Annotated in this window: 27 protein-coding genes and 1 tRNA gene; 3 read left to right on the top strand and 25 right to left on the bottom strand. The window is 68.4% G+C overall.

The window, feature by feature from the left end:
* Window positions 1–5: 5 nt before the first annotated feature.
* The 20 genes from AB6V31_RS09845 to AB6V31_RS09940 all read right to left on the bottom strand — a co-directional run bounded on the left by AB6V31_RS09845 (window position 6) and on the right by AB6V31_RS09940 (window position 16,251).
* Window positions 6–1,886 (bottom strand): hypothetical protein, encoded by a 1,881-nt coding sequence (locus AB6V31_RS09845; protein WP_369365345.1) that lies wholly within the window; start codon window positions 1,884–1,886, stop codon window positions 6–8.
* Window positions 1,883–2,311, bottom strand: a complete 429-nt coding sequence (locus AB6V31_RS09850) for a hypothetical protein (protein ID WP_369365347.1) — start codon at window positions 2,309–2,311, stop codon at window positions 1,883–1,885. Before AB6V31_RS09850 ends, AB6V31_RS09845 begins: the two co-directional genes overlap by 4 nt.
* A gap of 43 nt (window positions 2,312–2,354) precedes the next feature.
* A complete protein-coding gene (locus tag AB6V31_RS09855; RefSeq protein ID WP_369365349.1) occupies window positions 2,355–2,807 on the bottom strand; it encodes a hypothetical protein in 453 nt (150 codons plus the stop codon).
* Window positions 2,804–3,688: a hypothetical protein gene (locus AB6V31_RS09860; protein WP_369365351.1), complete on the bottom strand. Its 885-nt coding sequence runs from the start codon at window positions 3,686–3,688 to the stop codon at window positions 2,804–2,806. Before AB6V31_RS09860 ends, AB6V31_RS09855 begins: the two co-directional genes overlap by 4 nt.
* The gene (locus AB6V31_RS09865) at window positions 3,685–4,782 is read right to left on the bottom strand and encodes a hypothetical protein (RefSeq protein WP_369365352.1); all 1,098 of its coding nucleotides are present in this window, start codon (window positions 4,780–4,782) and stop codon (window positions 3,685–3,687) included. The genes AB6V31_RS09860 and AB6V31_RS09865 overlap by 4 nt, the downstream gene beginning before the upstream one ends.
* Window positions 4,779–5,507 carry a hypothetical protein gene (locus AB6V31_RS09870; protein ID WP_369365354.1) on the bottom strand — a complete coding sequence of 243 codons (729 nt, stop codon included), beginning with the start codon at window positions 5,505–5,507 and terminating at the stop codon, window positions 4,779–4,781. Before AB6V31_RS09870 ends, AB6V31_RS09865 begins: the two co-directional genes overlap by 4 nt.
* A gap of 59 nt (window positions 5,508–5,566) precedes the next feature.
* Window positions 5,567–6,715: a hypothetical protein gene (locus AB6V31_RS09875; RefSeq protein WP_369365355.1), complete on the bottom strand. Its 1,149-nt coding sequence runs from the start codon at window positions 6,713–6,715 to the stop codon at window positions 5,567–5,569.
* Window positions 6,712–7,551 carry a hypothetical protein gene (locus tag AB6V31_RS09880; RefSeq protein WP_369365357.1) on the bottom strand — a complete coding sequence of 280 codons (840 nt, stop codon included), beginning with the start codon at window positions 7,549–7,551 and terminating at the stop codon, window positions 6,712–6,714. The genes AB6V31_RS09875 and AB6V31_RS09880 overlap by 4 nt, the downstream gene beginning before the upstream one ends.
* Window positions 7,545–10,385, bottom strand: a complete 2,841-nt coding sequence (locus AB6V31_RS09885; RefSeq protein WP_369365358.1) for a phage tail tape measure protein — start codon at window positions 10,383–10,385, stop codon at window positions 7,545–7,547. Before AB6V31_RS09885 ends, AB6V31_RS09880 begins: the two co-directional genes overlap by 7 nt.
* A gap of 186 nt (window positions 10,386–10,571) precedes the next feature.
* Entirely contained in the window at window positions 10,572–11,135 is a 564-nt protein-coding gene (locus tag AB6V31_RS09890; protein WP_369365359.1) for a hypothetical protein, read from the bottom strand.
* A gap of 23 nt (window positions 11,136–11,158) precedes the next feature.
* Complete coding sequence (locus AB6V31_RS09895) at window positions 11,159–11,902, bottom strand: IPT/TIG domain-containing protein (protein ID WP_369365361.1); 744 nt, start codon at window positions 11,900–11,902, stop codon at window positions 11,159–11,161.
* A 21-nt stretch (window positions 11,903–11,923) separates the two neighbouring features.
* Entirely contained in the window at window positions 11,924–12,382 is a 459-nt protein-coding gene (locus AB6V31_RS09900; protein WP_369365363.1) for a hypothetical protein, read from the bottom strand.
* A complete protein-coding gene (locus AB6V31_RS09905; RefSeq protein ID WP_369365365.1) occupies window positions 12,375–12,740 on the bottom strand; it encodes a hypothetical protein in 366 nt (121 codons plus the stop codon). The genes AB6V31_RS09900 and AB6V31_RS09905 overlap by 8 nt, the downstream gene beginning before the upstream one ends.
* Window positions 12,741–12,750: 10 nt before the next feature.
* On the bottom strand, window positions 12,751–13,095 hold the full coding sequence (locus tag AB6V31_RS09910; RefSeq protein ID WP_369365367.1) for a hypothetical protein: 345 nt from the start codon (window positions 13,093–13,095) through the stop codon (window positions 12,751–12,753).
* Window positions 13,096–13,104: 9 nt separating this feature from the next.
* Window positions 13,105–13,518, bottom strand: coding sequence for a hypothetical protein (locus tag AB6V31_RS09915; protein WP_369365368.1), 414 nt, complete (start codon window positions 13,516–13,518; stop codon window positions 13,105–13,107).
* A 2-nt stretch (window positions 13,519–13,520) separates the two neighbouring features.
* Window positions 13,521–14,003, bottom strand: coding sequence for a hypothetical protein (locus AB6V31_RS09920; RefSeq protein ID WP_369365370.1), 483 nt, complete (start codon window positions 14,001–14,003; stop codon window positions 13,521–13,523).
* A gap of 18 nt (window positions 14,004–14,021) precedes the next feature.
* Window positions 14,022–14,079 (bottom strand) — tRNA-OTHER (locus AB6V31_RS09925).
* A gap of 60 nt (window positions 14,080–14,139) precedes the next feature.
* Window positions 14,140–14,553 carry a hypothetical protein gene (locus AB6V31_RS09930; protein ID WP_369365371.1) on the bottom strand — a complete coding sequence of 138 codons (414 nt, stop codon included), beginning with the start codon at window positions 14,551–14,553 and terminating at the stop codon, window positions 14,140–14,142.
* 13 nt (window positions 14,554–14,566) lie between these two features.
* Entirely contained in the window at window positions 14,567–15,571 is a 1,005-nt protein-coding gene (locus AB6V31_RS09935; protein ID WP_369365372.1) for a major capsid protein, read from the bottom strand.
* Between the two features lie 20 nt (window positions 15,572–15,591).
* Window positions 15,592–16,251: a hypothetical protein gene (locus AB6V31_RS09940; protein WP_369365374.1), complete on the bottom strand. Its 660-nt coding sequence runs from the start codon at window positions 16,249–16,251 to the stop codon at window positions 15,592–15,594.
* A 242-nt stretch (window positions 16,252–16,493) separates the two neighbouring features.
* Here AB6V31_RS09940 and AB6V31_RS09945 point away from each other — a divergent pair, with 242 nt between their 5' ends.
* Window positions 16,494–16,658 (top strand): hypothetical protein, encoded by a 165-nt coding sequence (locus AB6V31_RS09945; protein WP_369365376.1) that lies wholly within the window; start codon window positions 16,494–16,496, stop codon window positions 16,656–16,658.
* On the opposite strand, the gene AB6V31_RS09950 is transcribed toward AB6V31_RS09945, so the two are convergent.
* The 4 genes from AB6V31_RS09950 to AB6V31_RS09965 all read right to left on the bottom strand — a co-directional run bounded on the left by AB6V31_RS09950 (window position 16,655) and on the right by AB6V31_RS09965 (window position 21,420).
* On the bottom strand, window positions 16,655–17,896 hold the full coding sequence (locus AB6V31_RS09950; RefSeq protein WP_369365378.1) for a phage minor capsid protein: 1,242 nt from the start codon (window positions 17,894–17,896) through the stop codon (window positions 16,655–16,657). The two genes, AB6V31_RS09945 and AB6V31_RS09950, sit on opposite strands and share 4 nt — an antisense overlap.
* A 138-nt stretch (window positions 17,897–18,034) precedes the next feature.
* Entirely contained in the window at window positions 18,035–19,615 is a 1,581-nt protein-coding gene (locus AB6V31_RS09955) for a phage portal protein (RefSeq protein ID WP_369365380.1), read from the bottom strand.
* A 19-nt stretch (window positions 19,616–19,634) separates the two neighbouring features.
* Window positions 19,635–20,924 carry a PBSX family phage terminase large subunit gene (locus tag AB6V31_RS09960; RefSeq protein WP_369365381.1) on the bottom strand — a complete coding sequence of 430 codons (1,290 nt, stop codon included), beginning with the start codon at window positions 20,922–20,924 and terminating at the stop codon, window positions 19,635–19,637.
* Complete coding sequence (locus AB6V31_RS09965) at window positions 20,914–21,420, bottom strand: hypothetical protein (RefSeq protein WP_369365382.1); 507 nt, start codon at window positions 21,418–21,420, stop codon at window positions 20,914–20,916. Before AB6V31_RS09965 ends, AB6V31_RS09960 begins: the two co-directional genes overlap by 11 nt.
* Window positions 21,421–21,530: 110 nt before the next feature.
* Here AB6V31_RS09965 and AB6V31_RS09970 point away from each other — a divergent pair, with 110 nt between their 5' ends.
* Window positions 21,531–21,704 (top strand): hypothetical protein, encoded by a 174-nt coding sequence (locus AB6V31_RS09970; RefSeq protein ID WP_369365383.1) that lies wholly within the window; start codon window positions 21,531–21,533, stop codon window positions 21,702–21,704.
* 98 nt (window positions 21,705–21,802) lie between these two features.
* Window positions 21,803–22,492, top strand: coding sequence for a hypothetical protein (locus AB6V31_RS09975; RefSeq protein ID WP_369365384.1), 690 nt, complete (start codon window positions 21,803–21,805; stop codon window positions 22,490–22,492).
* Between the two features lie 126 nt (window positions 22,493–22,618).
* Here AB6V31_RS09975 and AB6V31_RS09980 read toward each other — a convergent pair whose 3' ends face one another.
* Window positions 22,619–22,834 (bottom strand): helix-turn-helix domain-containing protein, encoded by a 216-nt coding sequence (locus AB6V31_RS09980; protein ID WP_369365386.1) that lies wholly within the window; start codon window positions 22,832–22,834, stop codon window positions 22,619–22,621.
* Window positions 22,835–22,984: the final 150 nt, after the last annotated feature.

A 22,984-nucleotide genomic window follows, 5' to 3' on the forward strand; every position in this document is an offset into this window, starting at 1 on the left:
CTCTCTCACGCGCTCGGGATGGTGCCAGAAGCGGAGCCCGGCAGCGACGTCGGCCAGGCGTCCGAGGTGTACCAGGACATCTCGCCGAACACGGTCGGCATCGCGGTTGTCCAACCCGGGAACTGCAACTCCAAGACGCCGCCGATGAACGCCCGGTAGACAGCAGACGGGTACGTGGCCGAGTGGAAGAGCCCGCGAGGTGAGATAGGCAGACCCGAGCCACTGAACCCCGACGGCAGTGCAATTGCGAGCTGCGCGGTGGCGGCTGCCCCGGTGAGACCTTCGGCGACCAGCGTCGCGCGGTGCCCGACGCGGCGGATGCTGAGGTTGTTCGCGTTCCACCCGTTGACGACCGACGTAGTGATGTTCCGCCACCCGGTGTCGCCGTAGATCAGCTGCTCAGCGTCCGCCTCCGGGTTGTACTCGTAGGCCGCGCGGCCCGCCGTCTGGTCCCACCGACGTCGAGCGTAGAACGCCCACGGATCCCACGCGCCGCCGTTCTGTCGGCGCTCGTAGTGCCCGACCTGGACGTTCGGTCCCGACCCGTACGCGATGTAAAGGCGCTGGACGGTGGACCCCGCGAAGAGGCTCACCACCTCGAGCACGCCGCCGACGGTCGCCTTCGGGTAGTTGCGTGCGAGGGTGGCATTCGAGCCCGTGGCCTGGACGTATGTTCCCGTCTTGACGATGGTGTTGAGGTCCGAGGTGCCGAGGCTCTCGCCGACCGTGGCGAGTTGCGCCTCGGTTGTGAGGCCGGTGCGGAGGAACACCTCGCCCGCAGAGCCGACGCGGCTCGACGAGTAGGTGAACCATGCACCCCACCCGGCTCCGGTCTGCGTGCGCTGCCAGAACTGCCCCGAGTCGGCGCTGAGGGCGTTGTGCTTGCGCGCGACCTGGGTGACCGCGCCGCCCGCGCGGATCTCGACGCGGAGGCTGCCGTAGAAGTTCTCGAACGGCGCGCCCTGCGCCACTGTCGCACCGTAGGTGATGCGGTACATGCCCGGGGTGGTGAGGGTGTCGAGGCTGGTGCCCGCGGCGGGCGTGGTGCCGGCGAACGTCGCCGCCTGGGCCGCGTCACGCGCGACCTCCGCCCCCGTCTTCGCCGCCTCCGAGCCGGTACGCGCCGTCTCAGCGCCGGTGCGGGCCGTCTGTGCGCCCGCCTGGGCGGACTCAGCCCCCGTCCGCGCGGTCTGCGCGTCCAGGCGCTCCTGGCGGGCGCCGAGGCGCTCATCCGCCGCGCCCTGGCGTTCGGTGCTCGCCGCGACGACCGACCCTGCTGCCGATGTCGCGCTGGCTGCCGCGGTGTCCGCCGACGTCTTCGCGTCGTTCTTGTGCCCGAGCGCCGACGCCGCGGACTGGCCCGCTGCGAAAGCCGACTGCCCCGCGCGGTTCGCATCGAAGTCGGTGGCCTCGGCGAACGTGCCGGCGTCAGCCGCGGCCTCGACGGCCTGAACGCTCTTGGCCGTCACATCGGCCTGCATCACCGCGACCTGGTCGACGGCGAGTTGCCACGCGGTTACGACCGTTGTGACCGGCTCGAAGCTCGCGGGATCGACGGCCACGAGCGCGGTGATGTCGACCGGGCCCATGGCGGGGATGGCGACGGCGGGCAGCTCGAGGAAGCCAGCGTCGCGGGGCACACGACACTCCACCCAGATGCGGGCGTAGCAGGTGCCGTCAGTGGGAGGCACGTCCACAGGCTCGGTGGGGGAGCCATCGACGATCGCGATGACGATGGGCGCCGGCAGCGTCACCGCCGCGCCGACTGCGCGGGTGGCGGGCTCGCCGTCCTTCCCGCGCAGGTACTCGACGGTGATGCGCCCCGACGTGACGGGCTCGCTCCCGCCGAGAGCGGTGAGCGCGGCGGTGACGTTGACGACGGTCATGGCTGGTCGTGACCTCCGGGGGTGTCGAGGTGCTTGAGTGCGGCCTGGTAGGTCTCGCGATCGACGTCGGACGGGTTCGGGAGGCTGGTGACCTCCCAGACGCCGTCGCGCGTCTGCTTCGCGTACCCGATGGGCTGCTGCGCCGATCCGAGCAGCCAGCGCTCGACGGCGGGCCAGCGGCGACCGAGCTGCCGGACGAGCCAGTAGTACGCCGCGACGACGAGGCCGATGGCTGCGGCGTTGAGGAGCGCGGCGACGTTCAGGCCGGGGACGCCGGGGGCGGCGGTCGCCAGCGTCGAGTCGATGGTGGCGATGACGTCGGCGACGGCGGGGATGCGGGCGATGAGCTGGGCGAGGAACCAGCCGATCGCGGCGGGGACCGCGGTGCGGATGGTCGCGAGGATGATGGCCTGACGGTTGAGCATGGGATGTCCTTCCGGAACGAGAAGACCCCGGCGGTTGCCGGGGTCAGGTGTCTTCGTGGTTGCGTCGAGATCGACGTGTGAGCCCGCCCGTGTCCTCGAGGTCCTCGATCCGGTCGTCCTGTTCGATCGACCGGCGCATGAGGAACGCGATGTCCCGCTGCATGGTCGTGACGATCGCCAGCGTCTTGTCGAGCTTCTTGGCGTTCTCGTCGTGCTTGCCGTCGAGGTCGTCGCGCAGATTGATGGGCGTGCCGTCGGCGTGCTTGTGGTCGTTCGCGACCTGCTCCTGGACGGCCTTCATCCGCGAGTTGATCTGTGACCCGAATTTCAGGATCACGAGACCGACGACAGCCAGGGCGACGATGACGATGACGAGGATCCCGACGACGATGAGGCCACCCTCGGTGATCCCATCTCGGATCGGGATGCTCACGGTGGGAGACGGGTTCGCGGTCTGCGCCACCCACAGCAGAAGCGCGAGCAGTTCCCCCGTCACGAGCTCTGCTGCTTGCGCATGCTGTCGATCTCGCCCTTCGGCCAGGTGACGGCCTGGGCACCCTGCGCGAAGAGCACCTCGAGCGTCTTCGGGTTGGTGAGGTAGCGGATGACGCCGCCCTCGTAGAGGTAGACCGTGCCGTCGCCGTTCTCGGCGTAGACGACCAGGGGCAGCTTGTTCTCGGTGGTGTCGAAGGCCGGGTACTTCAGACGACCGTGACGGTCGGCGAGCACCTGGTACTCCTCGTCGGTGAGCGGGAAGGTCTCGGCGCCGGTGGCCGCGGCCACCGCGCCCCACACGCGCGGGTCGTCGAGTTCGGTGAGCTTCCCGCCGAGGCGCGCCTGAACGGCGATGGTGCCGTTCTTCGCGCGGTATGCAGCCGTGATGTTCATAGTCTTCTTCCTCCGCTTCGCGGGTGCCGTGGTGGCGTGGTTGATGACGACCGCGGCGAATGCCGGGGCGTCGAAGGGGGCTTCGTCGCCGATGTGCCACGGCTCGCGCGGCGTGACGAAGTCGACGATGAAGCCGACGATCTTGCACAGGGCGACGAAGCGAGCCCAGGCGAGGGACTCGCTGGCCGCCAGGGAGCGCCAGTTGTTGACGTCGATCGCGGCCATGTCCCGGCCTCGGAAAGTGAGGCCGTGCGACGAGGTGCCGGGGACAGCGGCCATGATGCCGAGGTCCTTGCGGTACTCGAACTGGACGTCGAGCGGTCGGTAACCGTTCCACCCGGGGGTGACGACGAGCCAGACGCCGTACTTCTCCCACGCGAGGCGCTGCAACTCGCGCCAGCGTGCCGCGGTGCCGTGGGGGAGATAGAACTCGGGGCCGAGGTAGACCAGGTCGCTCAGCGGCGCCTGGCCGTTCTGATACCGGGTCACGAGATCGGCCCCAGGTACTGCACGTCGAACTGTCCCGCCGCGCGCCCCGTGCCGCCGAGGGCGAGCGCGGAGGATGCCGCGGGGATGTAGAGCCCGAGAGCGGCGTCCGCGGCGAGTGGGATGCTGCCGAGGTCGAGCTTCAGCATGGTGCCGTAGTTCGGGTGCGTGAGCACGGTGTCCTGGGCGAGGGGGTTGGCGGTGTCGCCGTTGTTGATGATGTACGCGGCGATGCCCTGCCCGTTCGCGTTCTGCACTGCCATGCGCAGCACGACGCGGTAGCGGCCCGCCTTCTTCACCTTGACGACGCCGATGCCGTTGGCGACGACATACTCGAACCAGTCCGTCCCGAGCGACTGATCCGATCCGCCGACACCGGGAGCGCCCCAGTTCGAGACGCCGAACTGGTTGTTCACCGTCTGCGTGCCGTTCGGGTACAGGGTGATGCGGGGCATGACACCCGCGGCGGGGCTCCACAGCCCGCCAGCGCGGACGTGAAGCGTCTTCGTGTCGAGGCGGTAGGCCTGCGCGCCGTCGTGGGGCGCCCAGGCGTCCATCTCGGCGGCGTTGCGCAGGAGGACGACACCGCCCTCCATCGCGGTGTACGGGACCGTCTCGGTGTAGGTGACACCGGATGCGGCGTTGGTGGTCGTCGCGCCGGCGTCCACCTTCCACACGCCGAGCTCGCGCGCGCCTGCGGGGAGCAGGTTGCGCGCCGCGGTCTCCGACTGGGTCGACTCGACCTTGTCGATCAGCGGGCCCGCCGCGGCATCGGAGAACGGCGCCTCCGTCTCGCGCTGCTTCGAGTACACGATCGACCAGCGCGAGCCCGACGACGGCGCCGACGAGAGCTGCACGGGCTGAACGCCGTCGTTCGGCAGGTAGACGGCGCCGTTGCGGTCGTGGACGATGACGCACGTCTGCACGTTGACGACCATCGACGCGGTGCCGACCATGAGCCGGTCAGTGGTGATGGGGAGGATGCCCGTGCGCAGGACGCCGGTGGCGGACTTCGCGAGCTGCCCGGAGAGGGAGCGGCGGATGTCCTGGAACGTGGCCGCGCCGCTGCCAGCGGGGAAACCGGGACGAGCGGTCATGGGGTGATCTCCAATCGGGAGAGAACGGTCTTCATGTCGGATTGCAGGGACGCGACCTGCGCGGCGAGATGCCGCAGCGCCGCCTGCTGGGCGATCGCGAACTGCGACGTCTCGATGCCCTGCACCGCGCCGTCGGGGCCATAGATGACGCAGAAGCCGAGGCCGAGCTCGTCGAGCTGCTCGGCGATGAAGCCGACCTCGGTGTGGACCTGGTAGTCGGGGTTCCAGTCCCAGAACGGGGAGGGGAGCGCGGCGCGACGCTTCCGCTCCTCCCACTCAGCGATGTACTCGAAGAGCATCGGCTCAACGGCGAGCACCGCCGCCGGGTCAATCTCGGCGGGCCGGATCTTCGTCTTCGCGGCTTCGGTCGACGGGGCGTAGCCGAGGCGCCCGGTAGCGTCCTCGATCCACACCGTTCGCCGGGTGCCGGTGATGTTGAACAGGACCGCGCCGGGGGCATAGACGTCACCCGTGCGGACGGTGCCGCTCGAGCCGTTGTCGACGTTCTTCGACCAGACGCCCGTGACCTGGTCCTGCGTGTGGATGTGCACCGTGGGCGCCTTGCCGCTGAGCGCGGTATCCACCTCGGCGCGCGTGTACGTGAGTTGCGCGACGAGATTGCTGACCGTCGTGCCGATGCCAGCGACGAGGGTCTGCATCTTCTCGTACAAGCGCACGAACTGCGACCCGTCGATGCGAAGGGCATCGTCCGTGTCCCGGCGCATCCGCTGAATTTCGTCGCTTTGCGACCCGAGAGCTGAGCTGGGTGCGGGAATGCGAGAGCTCATGCGGCCACCACCTCATCCGTTGTGACCTTGACCCACCGCGATCGCAGCTCACCGGAGAGAGCTGCGATGCGGCGCCGGTGCGTCCCGTCGGGAAGGTAAGGGTTCCGGCGCAGGACGACGTCGCAGTAGTCGCCGAGTGTGAACGAGCCGACCATCGGGACGCGGTCGATGTTCGTCTCGAGCGTCCACCACTCGGCGAGGCCGGAGCCCAGGGCGAGGTCGTCCTGCGCGTACGCGTCGAGGGTGGCCTGTTCCTTCACCGTGGAGTGAGCGGACGACAGGGATTCCATGCGCGGGAAGCCCGCCTTCTGGAGCGCGTCTGAGGCCGCTCGGGAGACGAGAGCGATGGCAGCCTGCCGGCCACCCGTAGCCCACGCCTCGGACGACAGATCCCGTGCACTCCGTCGAACGTGCAGCTTGCGAACGGTGCGCTGCGGTGCCGAGAAGTCGAAACGATGCGGCGCACCGATCCGGGCAATCTTCAGTTGAGCGTCGTCCCCGACGAGTGGCCGCCACCTCACGCCGGTCCCGCCGGGAGCGAACTCGGCGCGAAACTCGATCTCCGGCCCGTCGACGAGCTCGGTGAGGTCGGTGAACGCCTCGCCCTGCGTCTTGAACGACGCCGCGTCGTAGCTCTTATCGTGCGCGCCGACACCGTCGGGGCCAAACACGAACGGGAGGGCGCCGCCAGCGCGGGCCATGCCCTGCTGGAGGATCTGGCGCACGATCGCGGGCCACGTCGCGCCGGTGAACAGGGTCGCCACCGCGGGGTTGGGCTTGCCCGCGTCGTCGCCCGACTGCAAGAGCAGAGCGACGGTCTCGACAGCGGCGGGCATGATGAACCGGCGCATCAGGAATGACCAAATGCCCTCGGCGTCGATGCGAAGCCGACGGGTGTCGTCGTCGTAGTCGTGTTCCCAGATGGGCCCGGCTTCGAAGATGAAGTCGCCCTCAGCGATGCCGAGGTAGGAGCGCCCCGGCATCGCCGCCTGGTACAGGTCGAGACGACGGTGAGCCTTCGCCGACAGCGTGACGTCACAGGACAGCGTGCCCGCTCGGTTGCGGCGGATCTCCCACTCGCCATCGCGTGCCGGGATGGGGAGGATGTTCCGACCAGAGGCCAGGTCGCCGACGAAGAGCCTCACGAGTCCGCATCCCTCCACCGCGCCTTGAGCGTGGGCGTGTCCGTGACAGCGCCAAGCGCCTCGAACTGGATGGTCGCTGTCTCACCGGGTCCGAGCGTCCACCACTCGGCGACCGTGAGACGACCGGAGATGGGCGTCTGCTCGTTCAGCCACACCTGACCGTCAGCGAAGGAGAAGCGCACCACGTCGGTCGCCAGGATGGGCCACTCGAGGCGGATGCGTTCGCCGGTTTCGATGCGCGTGAGCTGCACGCCCAGCGCCGCAGCCCCTCCGGACACGGTGACCTCGGGAAGCGTGTTCGTCGTGCCCGCGTTGCGGAGCGCCACACGTCCGGGGGAGCCGCCGCCGATCTGGACGAGCGGCGAAACGAGCGGCGACTCCACGCCCAGACCAGCGACCGGCAGGCCGGTGGACTGTTCCTGCCAGGGGCCGTACTTGCGAGGATCGGGCGCCCAGAACGGGATCGACCAGTTCGCGTAGCCAGCTTCGTCGATCAGGTCGAAGTCGACGATTCCCGCGACGCGGACGCGGAGCGTGCGCACGACGGACGTCGTCAGGGTGATCTCGAACCAGCCGCGCGAGACGAGCGAGTTCAGCTCACGTCGGAACGCGTCCCAATCGCCCCCTGGCACTCGGTACTCACCGAAGATCGTGAAGGCGAGTCCCGGGCTTTCCGGGTCGTCGTCATCGAAATCTCCGATGTCGGCGGGCCGCTGCTCTCGGCGAGGGGTCACCTCGACCGATTGCAGCAACTGCTTCGCATCGGAGAGGTACGGCTGCGAGTAGGACAGCTCGTTCGTCACGGTGCGGGTGGGGAGCGCGATCGAGATCACCACTTGAACTTCCTCTCGATCTCTTGGATGACCGCCGTCTTCACGCGTGAGGTGAGTTGATCCACGTTCATGCCGGGTGATCCGACGACCGTGATGGGCACCGAGATCGAGGGCGTCGATCCGCCGCCAGTGCGACCCGACTGGACCGCGTCGCGAGAGATGTACTGACCGCCGAACAGGGACGCCGTCTCCGACATGATCTGCTCGGACCGCGCCCGCTTCGCCTCCGCGTGTGGGACGTACGTCTCGCCCATCGTTTCCGGCTCGCCCCACACCCGCATCGAGCCAGCGCGCGCGATCTGCGCGACGTGGTGCTCGACCGCGCCATCGGCGTAGTAGCTGACGACACCGCCGTCCTTCTGCACCAGACCGCCGGAACCGCCGAGCCCCTGGGCCACCGGCACGCCAGCGATCTTCAGGAGCACCTCGCGGCCCGTGTTGCGGCTGATGTAGGAGTCGACGGCGATCTGCGCCTTCGAGGTGTCGGCGTTGATCGCGGTGTTGATGTTCGCGGGGATGAGACCGAGCTTGTCGGCGTAGTCCTGCGCGGCCTGCCCGGTGATGCCGAACTGGCCGAGCGCGTTGATCAGCTCGTCACGACCGCGCTGCACCGCCGCCGTAGCCTGCTCCTGCGAGCCGGTCTGCGTCAGCGTTGCCGACGCCGTCTTGAGCGCCGCCTGGGCAATTGCGTCGAGCGCCTTCTCATTCGCGCGGCCCTTGTCCGTGCCGATGTCGAGGGTGGCGCCGTTCTCCTGAACCGAGGCCGACAGATCGTCGATCGCGGCCTCGAAGTTGCGCGCCGCCTCGCGAGCGTCGAGCTCCGCCGACCCGAAGTTCAGGATCGTGTCGACCAGCGAGTCGATGTCGAACTCGGCGTCGGTGGCAGCACCGGCGAGGGCCGAGAGGGCGTTCTCGTGCTCCTTGGCAGCCTGGGCCGCCGAGGCGTCCGCAGCGGCCTTCTGGTCGGCGACACGAATGGCCTCGTCGATCGCACCCGTCTCGCGCTCGACCGCGTTGCGCACCTCGCCCGCCGAGCCCGCGTGAGCCAGGCTCAGCTTGCTCGCGGCGTCCAGCTCGGTTTGCAACTGACGGAGCGAGTCGGCGTTGCCGGTCGCGGCGTCCGTCACCAGGTCGAGGCTGATGCCGAGCTTTTCCGCGGCGTCGTATGCCGAGTCGTGTTCCATCCACAGGAAGCTCTTCCGCGCCGAGAGGGCCTCGGAGGCGAGCTCGCGCGTGGCGTGTGTGACGCGGTTCGTGCCAGCGGCGAGCGAGTCCGCGTAGGACTCCACCTTGGCCTTCGCCTCGGCGTGCGCCTGGGCGAGGAGACCGACAACGGCGATGACGCCCGTGAGCGCGATACCCGCCAGACCACCGACGACCGCGGTGCGGCCCATCGACGCGTTGGTCAGGTCGAGCTGCGCTTTCAGCTCGATCGCCTTGGCGCGGGCGATCACGGCGCCGCCAGCGAAGAGCCCGATGGCTGCCGTCGCGATGCCGAACACGAGGGCCGCCTGCGAGACGCCGTCGGGCAGCTCGGTGAACCAGTCGACGAGGGCAGTGACGGACTGCACCATCTCGCGAAGGGTGTCGTTCGCCGCCGACCCCGACTTGATCAGGGCCGTGTCGAACGCTCCGCCGAGCTTCTCGATGTCGCCGGCCAGGTTGTCCTGACGCATGGCGGCCTGCTCGGCGGCGTAGCCGCTGTCGTCGACCTCGCTGGTCCACTTCGAGACCGCGTCCGCGCCACCTTCGTAGAGCAGGGTGGCGGCGGAGAGAGCCTCGTTGCCGAAGATTCGACCGAGTGCGGCGAGGCGCTCCTGGTCGGTGAGGCCGCCCAGCTTCTCCTTGAGCTGCTGCGCGACACCGGCGGCGCCGAGCATCTTCCCATTGGCGTCGTAGACCTGGATGTTGTACTTCGCCAGCTCCTTGGAGGCCGCCATCGACGGGGCCTGCAAAGCGGCGAGCACGCCACGGAGAGCGGTGCCAGCCTTTTCGCCCGCGATGCCCTGCGTCGAGAAGTAGGCGATCGTGCCCGCGGTCTCCTCGAGCGACCATCCCATCGACGCGGCGAGGGGGCCGACGTAGGTAAGCGCGAGCGCGAGATCGTCCACGGACCCCTGCGCCTTGCCAGCGCCAGCAGCGAGCACGTCAGCAGCTCGGGAGGCGTCCGTCGCGGGCAGGCGGAACTGCGTGAGGACCGTCGCCATGATCTCGGCGGAGCGCGCGACCTCGAGCTGGCCGGCAGCCGCGAGAGCCAGGGACCCCGCGAGGGATCCGCCGGTGATGTCGGCGACGGACTGACCGGCCTTCGCCAGCTCCTCCTGAGCCGCGGCGGCCTCGGTGGCGCTGTACGCCGTGTCGGCACCGGCCTCGAGCGCCGCATCGGCCAGCTCGCGCTGTTCCGAAGCGGTCGCCATCGTGGCCGCCGAGGTGTTCGCCATCTGAGCGTCGAACTCGGTGAACTTCGCGACCGAGAGACCGACCATCGCCGCGATGGCGAGACCAGCGGTGACGGCGATCGCCGCGAGCTTCTTCGCGGCCTCGGCCTGCTCCTCGGTGGTCTTCGCCTGCTTCTTCTGCTTGGGCGCGGCGTTGTCGGACTCGTCGCCCGTGTCCTTCGTCGCCTTCGCCTGCTCGTCGAGCGGCTGCTTCGCCTTCTTGGCGCTGTCGGCGACGTCGTCGGTCGACTTGCCGAGCCCGTCAGCGGAGGTCTTCGCCTTCGATGAGGCCTGGTCGACCCCCTCGATCGCCGTCTTCGACTCCCGCATGTCCTGCTTGAACAGTTGGGCCCCGACGGCCTGAATCTTGAAGAGCAGCGCTCCTGCGTCGAATCCCACGCTCGATCTCCAATCTGAGCCACGAGCCGGGTGCGCGGCTGACGCGCATCACGGCGGCTCGGACGAAGTGCCAGGTGTGGGTGGTCAGGGCGTGATCGAGGTCGGCGATCAGCCCGGCTGCGGCGAGGTCCAGCTCGACCTCGCCGAACAGCTCGGGCCAGAGGATCGCCCAGAGTTCGTGAGCGGTCAGCGTCTCGGCGCGGGTTTGCGCTTCTTCCGCTTGCCGCTTGCGGGCTTCTTGCCAGCCGGGTGGGAAGGCGTATCCGTCGGGGTAAGTCCCGTCTGGGTCAGGATCCCCAATACCCCATTGGGCGATGTCCGATGCTGCAAGAGGCGCAAGCGTCCGGCCATCGCCCCCGTCGCTTTTAGGGTGCCGTTGAGACCCTCACCGCCCTCGACGTACAGACGCACGCCCTCGTCGCCGAGGATGCTCTGCCAGAAGTAAGCGGGCATGAGCACGCTCTCCGCCTCGCTCTGGCGAAGCTCGCGGCCCAGCCGGTTGTAGTTGATGCGCTGGTCTTCGGGGAGGGGCTTCCAGCGCCCGGTCTCCTCGTCCTGGACCGCGCCGTCGGCGGCCATCATGAGGGCCTCGGCGAGGTCCTCGGCGGATCCGAGACCGCCGGCGGAGCCGAGGAAGGTCTCGCTGATCTGGACGCCAGCGTGGCCGGGGAGAGGGCGGATGACGTAGGGGTCATCCACCCCCTCGACGGTGATGTGGAGGTTTCGTCCAACTCGTGCGGTGGTGATCATGGGAAGCCCTGCCCTTCCTGCGATCAGGCCGCGGGGTAGCTGTACGCCGTGGAGGCGCCGGCCGCGTTGGTGACGATGATCGGCGACGCACCCGAGACGCCGGTCGGGATGAGGATCGACATGGTGTTGTCGTCGATGACCGTGAACTTCGTGACCGCGACGGCCTTGATGGTCACGCCGGTGGTGCCGGTGAACTTGTGGCCCTTGACGTAGATCACGTCGCCGACGGTCTTGCCGACGGGGAGTGCGTTCTCGATGAGCGGGACGCCGGTCGCGATGGGCGAGGTGATCTGCGGGACGGGGCCGACGCTCGTGAGCGTGAACGACCAGCCCGCGCCTTCGGCGTAGCCCGCGTTCGCGTCGTCCCACTCCACGCGGAACGTGCCCTGGAAGGCGGGCACGTCGTCGTCGAGCGCGTCGAACCACTGGATGTCGACGAGGTTATCGGCGCCGTTGCGACGTCCGATCTTGAGCAGCTCGCGGATGGCGGCCTGCGCGGCGACGAACATGCCGGCGTTGTTGCGGACGGCTTCTACGCCGAAGGTGACGGCGTAGTTGTCCGCCATCTTCTGCGACGCCTGCGCGGCCTTCTGGCCGTAGCGCTCGGATGCGATGGCGACCGCGGAGGGCGTCATCTTGAGGTTGTTGGCGTCGCCGGTGATGTTCGTCCAGGCGTTCTGGAAGCGCATGCGCAGGATGCGCTGGTGCGCCATGCCCCGCGATCCCGCACTGGGGACCGTGGTGTCGTAGATAGTGCGATCGGCCATGAGCCGGTCCTCCTTCGAGGGTTATGGGGTGGTCCCCGGGTTGGGGCTGGGGGTGTGGCCGAGGAACTCGAAGCTCTGCGTGACCATCACCTGGTTCTGGGAGTCGGGGTCGAAGTACAGCCGCGAGTACTCGGTCGAGAACGAGATACCGAGGATGGGGGGCGTGTACTCGCGGTGGTCGAACAGCCCGGCGATGCGGTCTGCGCGGGCGCGGATGCCGGCCATGTTCGTCTTCTCGGCGACGAGGCGTGTGGCGAGCTGCGCGCGGTACAGGACGGTGGTCCGGGAGTCGCGCACGGGGCGGAGAGGCGTGACGAGCGTGAGCTGGCGGACGGTCGTCGGCATCGGCTGGTCGATGAACAGGCCGTGCTCGTCGGCTGTGTACGCCGTGCCGTCCTTTCGCCAGACGCCGAGGCCCCCGGCGACGAGGATGTCGGCGATTGCGCGGGCGAGGAGCGTTTCGGGTGCGACGTCAGCCACCGCGCACCCGCTTCCGGATGATGTCGCCCAGCTCTTTCTTGTTCTCGACGACCGCGCTCTCGAGGTACTTGCCCTGGGCGTTCGGGTTCGAGTCCTTCGAGAAGTTGTACTCGGGGTGCTCGTGCAGGCGGGCGGCGTACAGGGTGTCGAAGACGATTGCCGCGCCTTCCTCGGGGTCGGTGGCGCGCTCCACGGTGCCGGTGCCGGCGAGTGTGCCCTCGTCCCACGGGACCCGGTCGATGGCGTGCAGGAGGCCGCGCTCGGCGGCGGCGTTGATGCCGTCGAGCAGGCCGTCGAGGATCTCGTGCTCGAGGCGGTCCAGGTTGTTCGTCATGGTGATTTCGGCTCGAACGCCCACGGCGACCTCCTCACTCCAGGTAGAGCTCGACGTGGCTGGGGGTGCCGCGGTAGTCGAAGAACGCGCTGTCGATGACCTGCGACGTTCGCTCGCGGCGGGTGCCCTTCCAGACGGTGACCTCGGTGCGGGGCTCGGCGTCGTCTTCGGGGAGCAGGACCACGAACGTTGTCGAGGTGACCTGCTGGCCGAGGGTCTCGGAGTCGGTGCGGCGGTCGACGACGAGGCGGGACTTCTGCTCGACGTAGGCCGGGCGGTCCGCGCGCACCTCGCCGCGAATCACGCCCTCCGCGCCTTCACCGTCGAGGCCTCGAAGGTCGACGCGGTGGGGGAGGTGCTTCTTCCGGAGGCGTGCCACGGGGACCTCCTACGAGTGCGCGACGGCGGCCCCGACGAGGCCAGCGTTCGAGAGGATCGTCATCGCGCGCTGGCCGATGCGACGGGCGAGCTTTTCCCGAGCCGAGAGGCCGTCGGAGCTCGACGAGGTGGTGCCGAGCGACACAGACCCTATCTTCACGGCCCCGGCGTTCGCCTCGACGTCGAACGGGTCGTCGGTCGCTTCCCAGTGCTCGACGATGGCGCATGTCGCGTCAGCGAAGGTGTTCGCGGTCTCGGCGTCGGTGGGGAGACCGCTGCTGTCGGCGGCGTAGATCGCACCGCGGGTGAGCGCGGCCACCTCGACGGATGCCGACCGCAGCCGCTTCTGGAGCTTCGCGGTGCTGCCCTCGAACGGTTCCTCCGCGAACGCGGTGTACTGCGCGGGGGTCGCGTACGCGTTCACGATCACTCCTCGGCGTCGGCGGCGGCGTTGAGCTGCGCGAGGATCTCGGAGTTGCGTGCCGTGCGCTCCGCGGAGGCCGGGATGTACGCCTCACGCCCCTCCTGCTCGGCGACCGCGGTGAAGGTGCCGTCGCTCTCCACGCTCCCCGGGTTCGGCACGACGCCGCCCGTGAGGTCGTCGGTCTCAGCGTCGGCGGCGGAGAGCACGCGCACGGGGAGCGCGTCGAGCGCGGCGATCAGCTCGGGCTTCTTCGTCTTGGCGGGCAGGTCGAGGCCCTCGTCCTTGGCGAGCTGGCGCAGCTTCGCGACGGTGAGGTCCTCGAGCTTCGTGCCGACGAGCTCCTGGACGACGGTGTAGCCGTGCTGGATGAGCGCCTGCTCGCGGATCGGGTGCAGCTCTTCGACGTGGGCGACGCCGTCGTGAAAGTCGACGTCGAGGAACCGGGACTGGCCGAGCACGGGCTCGGGGGTGTGGATGTGGAACATGGTGCCTCCTTCGATGGGTCGACACGGCAGGACTCGAACCTGCGCGCCGTGGCTCTATCCGCTGAGCTACGTGCCGTGGCGCTCCCCGCGCGACGGAGCGAGTCACGTCGCGCGGGGAACTTTCATGCGGTGGGGGTTACTGGACGGGCAGCGACTGCTGGTCCTTGATCTCGGCGTCCTTCTGGTCGGTGCTGTCGTTGACGAGCGCCTTCCCGTCGGGGGTGGTGACGCCCTTGTACGGGGTGCCGCCGGGCTTGATCGCGCCCCAGATCTCGTCCTTGTTCTTCGCCTCGCCGAGGTCGATCTGACGATCGGCGGCGTAAGCGAGGAGCTCCTCCTTCTTCCACTTGTCGGAAGGGTCGCCCGCGGGGTACTTCGCGTCGGGGTCGCCCGGCTGCGCGGCAGGCTCGCCCGAGACGCCGTAGCCCTGACGCTCGAAGTAGGCGATCGCGTTCTCGTCGTCGGTGTGCCCGACGCCGTCCTCGAAGCGAACGCCCGCGACGGAGCCGGTGAAGGCCTCGTTGGGGGCCTTGATGGTCTTCTTCGCCATGATCAGCAGCTCCTTACTGCACGCGGATGTTGCGGAGGACCGCAGCAGCCTTGGTCGACTTGAGGGCGACGGACACGGGACCCATCTCGACCTCGCCGTACTTGACCGCCTTCGGGGTGTTGAAGTCGGGCAGGTAGGTCGTGACGAGCTCGCCACCGACGATCGAGACGCCGTGGAAGCCGTCGAGACCCACGCGGTAGGCGTAGAGGTCGGTCAGGCCCGTGGTCGACGTGCCGCCGACGGTGCGGGTGACGATCGGGATGATCGGGTTGTTGGTGCCGGCCTTCGCGCCCGGGTCGAGGAACGCGATGTTGCCGTACTGCTCGCGCACGATCGGGCGCCCGTCGGGACCGAGGAGGTCGTCGATCGGGTTCTTCGTGTACATGCCAGCGCGGCGGGCGGCGGCACGGACACGGGCGAGGACCTTCAAGTTGCCGAGCATGACCGTCGGCGCACCGTCGAGCAGCGACAGGAACTCGTCGATCGCGTCGAGCGCCTTGTGCTCGGCGCGCGGGTTCGTGTCGAAGTCGCGCCAGTCGGTGACGGCGGTCGTACCGGCCTCGGTGGTCGAGCCGACGAGGGCCTTGTCGAGACCGTCGAAGCCGTTCGCGTCGACCGCCACATCGCCGTTGATCACGGCGTCCTGGAACTTGGTCACGGTGGCCTTGATGGTCTGCGACAGGTTCAGCGCGACGGAGCCCGACGCTGCGGGACCGATCTTTGCGACGACGCGGTCGACCTCGAACGAGCCACCGAGGGGGGCCAGGTCGGTGAAGTACTGCGTGGTCGTGACGTGCTCGGGCGTGTACTCCGTGTTGATGGCACGGAATGCGGCGCCGCGCTGCGCGGTGAGTCGGCGGTAGCCGTACGTCAGCGTCGCGCCGCCACCGGCGGGGTTCACGGCGTCGTCGAAGATCAGGCTGTCGAGAACGGCGGTCTCCTTGCGGAACTCGTCGATCACAGCCACGTCGAGGTCGGCGACGGCGTTCTTCTTGGCCTCAGCGAGGGTAACGGGCATGGTTCATCTCCTTCGTGGAGTCAGCCGCCCAGTCGCGCCGCGACGGCGCTCGTGAGCGAGGGGGTGTTGGTGGGGGTGGCCTGTCCGCCCTGGTGCCCGAAGCCGCTTGCTCCGGGCAGGGTGGGGCCGGCCTTGAACGCCGCGTTCCTCTTGATCGCGTCGTCGATCGCCTTCTTGACGTCTTCTTCCTTCGCGACATCGACGTCGGCGAAGGCCTGCATGAAGCTGCTCGAGTCGAGCAGCAGGTCCGGGTTGGCGCCGTACTTGCCGGCGTTGCGGAGCAGGAAGTTCTCGCGCTCGAGGTTGGTGACTCGGGCGGTGGCGGTGTCTCGTTCCGCCTTCGTGTTGGTGTGCTCGCCCTGTTCCTTTTCGAGCGCCTCGCGGTGGCCGCGGGACTCCTGGCGCAGCTCGCGCACGTACTCGTCGGGGTTGCCCTGGTAGTTGACCGGGGCGGGCGTTGCCGCGGGCGCTGCGGGCGTCGCCGGGGCGGCGGGTGCAGCCGGGGCGGCGGGCGGGGGAGTCGGCGTCGCGGGCGCTGCCGCGGGCGTAGCCGGTTCCGACGGGGTCGCGGCGGGAGCGCCACCGGGTGCGCCGTTCTCGCCGTCGAAGTACCGCAGGAAGGGGCGGTCGAACGCGGGCGCGAACTGCGGGCCGAGGTGGCGGGTGCGGGTGTTGGGCATGGCTGAGCCTCCTGCTCGTGGATGCGCTCACCCCGTGCGGTGAGCGACGTGTGAGGGCCGCGCCCGCTGACGTGCAGGGCCGCCAGCGGGCGCGGAGTGTGTGGGGAGGGGCGCAGGTGCGCCTGGCCGGAATGTCAGCGGCGTGATGAGCGTCCTTCGCGGCCATCGCTGCCGCGTTGACGCCCCTCCCTGGTCTGCGTGAGGCCGATAGGCTCGGGGCTCCCTGAGGAAAGGTGAAGACCGTGAGCTACCTCGATGCAGCGCAGCACGCACAGCAAGCCATCAACTACGCCGACTCGGCCCGGCGGCAGTCGAACGACCTGCACGAACGCAAGATGGCGCAGGCCACGAGCGAGCTCAGTGCGGCGGTCAAGGCGCTCGCAGAGCAGTTGCACCGCGATAGCTAGCCGTCAGCGAAACGGAGCTGCTCGCGGGCCGACTGGCGCTTGCGTCCGGTCTTGTCGATGAAGCCACGCATCTCGCGCTGTGCGTCGGCGACGTCGGCGGCGGCGCGGCGCCGGTCGGCTTCGTTCATGGCTGAGACCTCGCGGCGTTTCGCGGAGCGGATCTCGCGCTCGAGGCGTCGCTGTTCCTGCCGTTCCTGCTCGGCCTTGCGGTCGTACTGAAAGTCGGCCTGTGGGATGGTGAGGCCGGGCTGGTAGGCGACGACCTTGTCTCGACAGTTCGGGTGTCCCCAGCCCTGTGAGCGTGCCTGGTCGAGCGTGCCGTCGATGTGGACGACGACGGTCCCTTTCCGGGTCGCGTGGGGGAGTTCGATATCCCCGGTCATGCCGTCGAGCGACACGATCTTCCCGATCCACGGGGCACAGCGTTTGCACGCGTCGAGGGAGCCGACGATCGTCCCGAGGTTGATGGCGGACCGCTGCATGCGCCACACGCCGGCGTCGTTGAACGCGCGGGCGACTGAGGTGCGCCCGGCCATCTCGGCGTACGCGCCGATCGTCCAGCGGCGGCCACCGCGGTCGACGAAGCCGGTGATGCCCTCGGCGAGGAATCGCTGCACGATCCGCGCTTGCTGCTGTTTCGACGTCGTCAGCCCGAGCAGGGTGCCCGGTGTGTAGATCGACACAATCCGCTGGTACGCGTCACGCGGGTAGCGGGTGATGCGCTCGGCGAGGTTCTCGAGGCGGCTGTCGAGGGAGAGGACCAGCATCGCGACGGCCTGCGACGACGTCGCGGTCATCGTGGTCGACGAGACCGCCGCGCTGCCGCCGATGAAAGGGATGCTCGCGACGGGCTGACGCTGGGCGAAGCCGAGCTGTGCGGCGGCTGCGGCCTCACCCTCGGTCGCGGCGGTGAACAGGATGCGACGGGCGTTGTCCTCGGCGCGGAGCCGGTCAGCGATGCCGACGGCTATGGTCTGCAGCTCGCGGAGGGCGCGGGCCCGGTGCGCGAGCAGTTCGGCCATGATCCGGTTCTGTCGGCGTCGCTCGGCGACGGTGAGGCCACCGGCGACTGTGTCGGTCGGGAGCTGGCCGGCGAGTTCCATGTCGCGGGCCGCACGGATGGCGACCTGCCGAATGACCTCGTCCTCGGCGTCCCGGTACCGGTCGGAGAGCTCGCGGCCCAGTGTCTCGACGATGTCCTCGAGCGACCGCTCGGGATCCGGCTTGAACAGCGGCACTCGTGCCCCCTATGATCACGTCATACCTTCGCGAGAGCGGAGGTCGAATACTCCTAGTAGCTCAGCTGGATAGAGCGCCTACCTGATACGTAGTTTGAGGTCGCGGGTTCGAGTCCCGCCTAGGTTTAAGGCCCCGGGTTAGTTTTCGAACTGACCCGGGGCCGCTTCGTTCTCGTCCTCACCGTCACCGGTGAACGCGGCAGGGTCGGGCGCGGTACCGCGGTCCTCGCGGATGCGGCCCACCTCGGTCTTGATCTGCGTGTCGTCCCAGTCGGGGTTCGCGCGAGCGACCTTCTCCCACACCGAGATCGCGCCGGCGGCATCGAGCAGCGACAGAGTGCGGGCGAGCTTCTCCGGGTCCTCCTGCGACACGTCGGGGAACGTGACGACGGGCTGGTCGAACCGTCCCCCGCCCTTCCCGGCGAACAGCTTCCCGTCGAGTTCGAGAGCCACCGACGCCTGCCGCGCGATCGCGGCCTTGTCATACAGGATCTTCTTGTCGCGGGTGCGCTCGGACGCCTTATTCCGGTCGTCGACCTCGGTCGCCGTCTGCGTGCCGCCCTGACCCCCACCGGAGTAGTCACCCCACGCCGACTGCGAGTAGCCGGCGGCGCGGAGGATCTCACGGTAGAGGGCGAACGCGGTGCGCTCGTGCTGCTCGACGCGGATGTCGAACTGGACCTTGTCGAGCGCCACCTTCGACGGGTCGCCGGGGGTGTTGAGCCCAGCGAAGACCTCGCGGCCCATGTCGAACGACGCGCCCATGCCGGGCCCGAGGTAGTCGAGCATCGCGTCGGGGACGAGGATTCGGCCCGCGCCCTGTCGGAGGTCACGCATCCACGAGGAGAACGTCTCGTCGAGGCTGTCGAACAGCGGGTGCAGCCCGGCGAAGTCGGAGCGGCCCGTGTACGCGAGCACGCCCTTCTTCCGCCACGCGCGGGTCGGCATGTTCGGGTTGTACGACGCGGTGAGACGGTCGATGCCGGTGAGGATGCGGGAGTCCGCGTTGACGAGCGCGGCGTACGGTTCGGTCTCCGGTCGCTCCTGCAGGGGCACGCGCTTGCCGAGGTTGTTCGCCGTGCCCCGGAACAGGGCGTGCTCGATCGACCCGACCTCGTGGTGCTCGAGGTGGCGGTAGATCGTCTGCCCGTCGGAGAACGCGGTCCACATGGTGCACTCGACCAGGTGGCCGTGCCGGAACGTCGGGATCACGACGTCAGCGGCGTTGACCTGGAGCCAGGCGTGGTCGGCGACGGTGGTGTCCCACATGGTCGTGATGACGACGGCGCCGAGCGCAGCTTTCAGCTCGCCCATGGTGTTGTACGTGGCGTGCGCGTCCTCGCTGTTCGCGATGAGGTCGAGCCGCTCCTGCGCGCCCTTCTTCGTGCCGGCGTCGAGGATGACCTCGGGCGGCTCAGCGAAGACCAGGTCCGAGGAGAGCGTCGCGAGGTCGGCGGCGGCGGGGACGTGGATGCGGGTGCGGTTCTCGTTCGCGGGGACCGGGCGGCCCCAGAACATGAGCGACGCGGCCCCGACGAGACCGCCGCGCATCGACTTCCCGTGGCGGGTGTGGGTGGCCTGCGCCTGCCGGTCGGCGGTGTACATCCGCTCGAGCGCGGCGGTGTCGCCGAGGTACCAGGCTTCGTTCTCCGCGTACGTCTTGTACGCGTCATCCCACGGCTTCGGCGGCCACGCGGTGTTCTCGTCGGGGATCGGCATTCGGCACCCCTTCCGAGGTTCAGGCGGCGGCGAGCTGGGGTTTCCAGTAGCCGACGGTGGAGTGGGTGATGTAGCGGCCCGCGTCGAGGCTGTGGTCGTTCTCTTTCACGACCTGGTCTTCGCCCTCGTCCGTGGCCTTGGCGTCCCAGCGGTACTCGGTGACCTCTTCGTTCCAGCCGGTGCACCGGTCGGTGACGATCATCTGGTCGTTGTCGAGGAGGTTCGCGATGGTCTTGATGCCGGGGAGCACGTCGTTCACCGCGGGCCACGGGGAGAGGCCGGTGCCGCGGAGGTCCTGGTGAAGCTGCTGGTGCATCGACGCGGCTGCCGGGTCGAGCATCAGGAACCTCGGCTGGACGGTCAGCGGAAACGGGGTGTGGTCCAGGGGCAGCCACCGGCGGAAGCGCTGCGAGAGCGCCTGGTCGGTGAGGCGGAGGTCCCCGTGGTCCCTCGGGTTGTAGCGCCACTCGTCCATGAGGATGAGGCGGGGCTTCTTCTCGTCGGTGACGCCGAGCATGAGCGCGGCGGTGGTGTTCGTCGTGCCGTAGTCCATGCCGATGCCCATGACCTCGGCGAGGCGGGGCATGTCGGCGAACGGGATGACGTGACGCTTCGGGTCCCACATCGGGTAGACGGCGCCCTCAGCGTTCGTCCATTCGCCCTTGATCATCCGGTCGTAGAACACACCGGAGAAGGACCGTTCCATGTCGGCGATGTAGTCCGCCGGCAGGTTCGGGTTGTCCCGCATCGTGAAGTGGAAGCTGATGAGGTTCTTCGCCGGACCGGGGACGATCCAGTTCTTCCGGATCCAGTGGTTCCGAGACGCGGGGTTCATCGTCGCGAGGAGCCGAGCGCCTTCGACGCGGAGGCGGGAGACGAGCATGTTCCAAAACACCTCGGGCAGCAGCGCCGCCTCATCGACGTACGCGAGCGCCACCGTCGAGCCCTGGATACGGCCCACGGATTCCTTGTTCGACGCGCCGATGACCATGACCTCACGGCCCAGGATGCGCGCCGACGAAGCGCCGGGCGTGTAGTGAATCTGAGACGCGATGACCGTGCCGAAGATCGACGTGTTCTGGAACAGGACGAACACGTTCTGGTAGACCGTCTGCAACGTCCGACCGACGATCACGATGATCCCCGTCTTCGGGGCCACACGGACCGCCAGCAGGAACGCCCACAGGCTGATCACGGTCTTCCCGGACGACACCGCCCCGAACCACAACGCCAGCTTGAACCGGGCCGCGTCGACCAGGGAGAGGAGCTGCGCACGGGAGACGAGGCGCTCGAGCTCGTCAAGCCTCATCGGTGGGGGTCTCAGCCCGGTACCGCTTCGCGACCTCGGCGAAGCCGTCGGCGATCTGATCGAGGACACCCGCAGCCTGCTCGAGGCCGGTGTCCGACTTCTCGACGATGCGGGTCAGCTTGTCGAACGTGATCGCCGCGGTCGTGATGACGTTGCGACGCACCTCCACCGGCGCCGAGTCCAGCACCCGTGACTCGAACGTGTTGTCCTTCCCGCCGAAGTTGTACACCTCGTACGGGCCGTCAATCACATCGAGCATGTCCTCAGACGCCGCCAGCATCTTCTCCGCCAGCCGGATACGACCAGCCGCGAGGTCGACCGCGCGGGCCTCAGAGGCGTGTTTCGTGGCTGACCGGTCAAAGGACAGCCCGGCGTCGCGGCAGATGTTGGTGACGGAGCCGGCGCTTACTCCGGTTGCTCGTGCGATTTCGTTGCGGGTCTTGCCTTCGCTGTGGAGGGTGATGACTCGCTGGCGCTGGTCGTCGTTGATTGCCATGCGGTCACCTCTTCGCGGGCCTCTTGCCCTGTGCGGGATGCGCTGCGCTGGCGCGGTCTGGAATGCTGGCGGTGGGGGGACGCTGGGTCCACCGCATGAGAGGAGCGACCATGGCGAGTTACGTCATCAACGAGGGCTACGACAACAAGAAGGCCGTGGCGAACGCGGTGGACTTCCACCTCGCAGACGGTTACTTCTGGTTCCAGGACTCGTCTGGGGCCACTGTCTATGCGATCTCGATGTCGCACGTCTACGACGTCACGAAGTCGAGCGACAGCGAGTAAAAGCCGATGTGGCGAAGCCCCGGTGTCCTCGTGGGTGAGGGCCGGGGCTTCGTCGTCGGCAGGCGAGAGTCGACGACCCTCGTCGGTAGCATTCGCTGGTGACTAACTCAGCGGACAACCTGCACGCCTTGTTCTCAAGATGGCGAAATCGAGTTCTAGATAGCCCGGGCGCCACGATGTGGGCGCTTCTCGATATCGACGGAGGCGGGATTCTCGAGGTGTCCGGCGCTTTCGCATGGATGCACGTCATCGAGGACGAACTGCGCTACCTAGGCGACCGGAATTTCAAGGTCGCCGTGCATCAACGAAACCTCAAGAAGTGGATGCGCGTCCCGCTCATGCTGACTACCGGATGGAGGTCGGGTGTCACCAATGCGGACAACGTGGTGGACGAAGACACCCTCGACCAGATCGAAAGCCTCAGCTCATTCTTGGATGGGAAAGTGTTGAGCAGTGACGACTACCGGGTTCCCTCGCTGAAAAATCTCATCTCCCAGGCCGAGGATTTGCTGTCCGCGGACTCGACCATCGAACCGGCGCTGGCTTCTTACATCAGGCGGCTCATAGCCCAGATTCGAGATGCGCTCCAGGCCGAAGACGAAGGCAGTGCCTTCGACTTTACGGCGGCGGTAGAGAAGCTGCGGTTCGCGTTCCAGGCGGCAGCGGAAACGTCCGAAACGGAGGGCGAGAAGGCCAACTGGCGAGCCATGGCAAAGCAGGTAGTCGTTGGCACGAGCACGGCGCTCGCTATCGAGATCGGAAAGAAGGCTCTCGGACTCGAAGCGTGATCTCAACAAAGCCCCGGCGTTCCTGCTTTTGGGGCCGGGGCTTCGTCGTCTGGGCGGAGTGCTCCACCATCTACGTTTCATCTTGCCCCTTTTGACGCTTTTGCATCTTTTTCGGGGGCGTTCGGGTTACCGGCGTGTCGGGGTGCCTCGGGGGCGTCCGCGGCGCTGGGAGAGGGAGACGCGGCCCACGGCCTTCGAGAGGACCATGACTCGCCCGTCGGTGTCTTCGCGGGTGGCGAGGAGTCCGCGGTCGATCCAGCGGTAGACCGTGCGCTCGGCCTTGCCGACGATGACGGCTGCGGCCTTGACCGTCACCCACTCGGGGAGCTTGGCGTCAGCCATCGGATGCCTCCGCCTCTGCCCGAAGTTGTGCGGCGCGCAGTTCGAGCTGCGCTGCGGCGATGCGCTTGTTGATCGGTCGACCATCGTCCCCGCGCCCCGCTCCACACCAGCCGGGGGAGTAGGTGTGCGGTGGCCCGTCACAGTGGCAGG

This window comes from Microbacterium sp. 16-032, assembly GCF_041079455.1.
Taxonomy (GTDB): Bacteria; Actinomycetota; Actinomycetes; order Actinomycetales; family Microbacteriaceae; genus Microbacterium; species Microbacterium testaceum_A.

Coding starts and splice junctions, on each gene's coding strand:
- AB6V31_RS09895 (WP_369365361.1), bottom strand. CDS start 11,902: ATGGCCGATCGCACTATCTACGACACCACGGTCCCCAGTGCGGGATCG.
- AB6V31_RS09955 (WP_369365380.1), bottom strand. CDS start 19,615: ATGCCGATCCCCGACGAGAACACCGCGTGGCCGCCGAAGCCGTGGGAT.
- AB6V31_RS09890 (WP_369365359.1), bottom strand. CDS start 11,135: ATGATCACCACCGCACGAGTTGGACGAAACCTCCACATCACCGTCGAG.
- AB6V31_RS09940 (WP_369365374.1), bottom strand. CDS start 16,251: ATGCCCAACACCCGCACCCGCCACCTCGGCCCGCAGTTCGCGCCCGCG.
- AB6V31_RS09865 (WP_369365352.1), bottom strand. CDS start 4,782: ATGACCGCTCGTCCCGGTTTCCCCGCTGGCAGCGGCGCGGCCACGTTC.
- AB6V31_RS09920 (WP_369365370.1), bottom strand. CDS start 14,003: ATGTTCCACATCCACACCCCCGAGCCCGTGCTCGGCCAGTCCCGGTTC.
- AB6V31_RS09930 (WP_369365371.1), bottom strand. CDS start 14,553: ATGGCGAAGAAGACCATCAAGGCCCCCAACGAGGCCTTCACCGGCTCC.
- AB6V31_RS09980 (WP_369365386.1), bottom strand. CDS start 22,834: ATGGCTGACGCCAAGCTCCCCGAGTGGGTGACGGTCAAGGCCGCAGCC.
- AB6V31_RS09845 (WP_369365345.1), bottom strand. CDS start 1,886: ATGACCGTCGTCAACGTCACCGCCGCGCTCACCGCTCTCGGCGGGAGC.
- AB6V31_RS09850 (WP_369365347.1), bottom strand. CDS start 2,311: ATGCTCAACCGTCAGGCCATCATCCTCGCGACCATCCGCACCGCGGTC.
- AB6V31_RS09965 (WP_369365382.1), bottom strand. CDS start 21,420: ATGGCAATCAACGACGACCAGCGCCAGCGAGTCATCACCCTCCACAGC.
- AB6V31_RS09935 (WP_369365372.1), bottom strand. CDS start 15,571: ATGCCCGTTACCCTCGCTGAGGCCAAGAAGAACGCCGTCGCCGACCTC.
- AB6V31_RS09870 (WP_369365354.1), bottom strand. CDS start 5,507: ATGCGCCGGGACACGGACGATGCCCTTCGCATCGACGGGTCGCAGTTC.
- AB6V31_RS09970 (WP_369365383.1), top strand. CDS start 21,531: ATGGCGAGTTACGTCATCAACGAGGGCTACGACAACAAGAAGGCCGTG.
- AB6V31_RS09960 (WP_369365381.1), bottom strand. CDS start 20,924: ATGAGGCTTGACGAGCTCGAGCGCCTCGTCTCCCGTGCGCAGCTCCTC.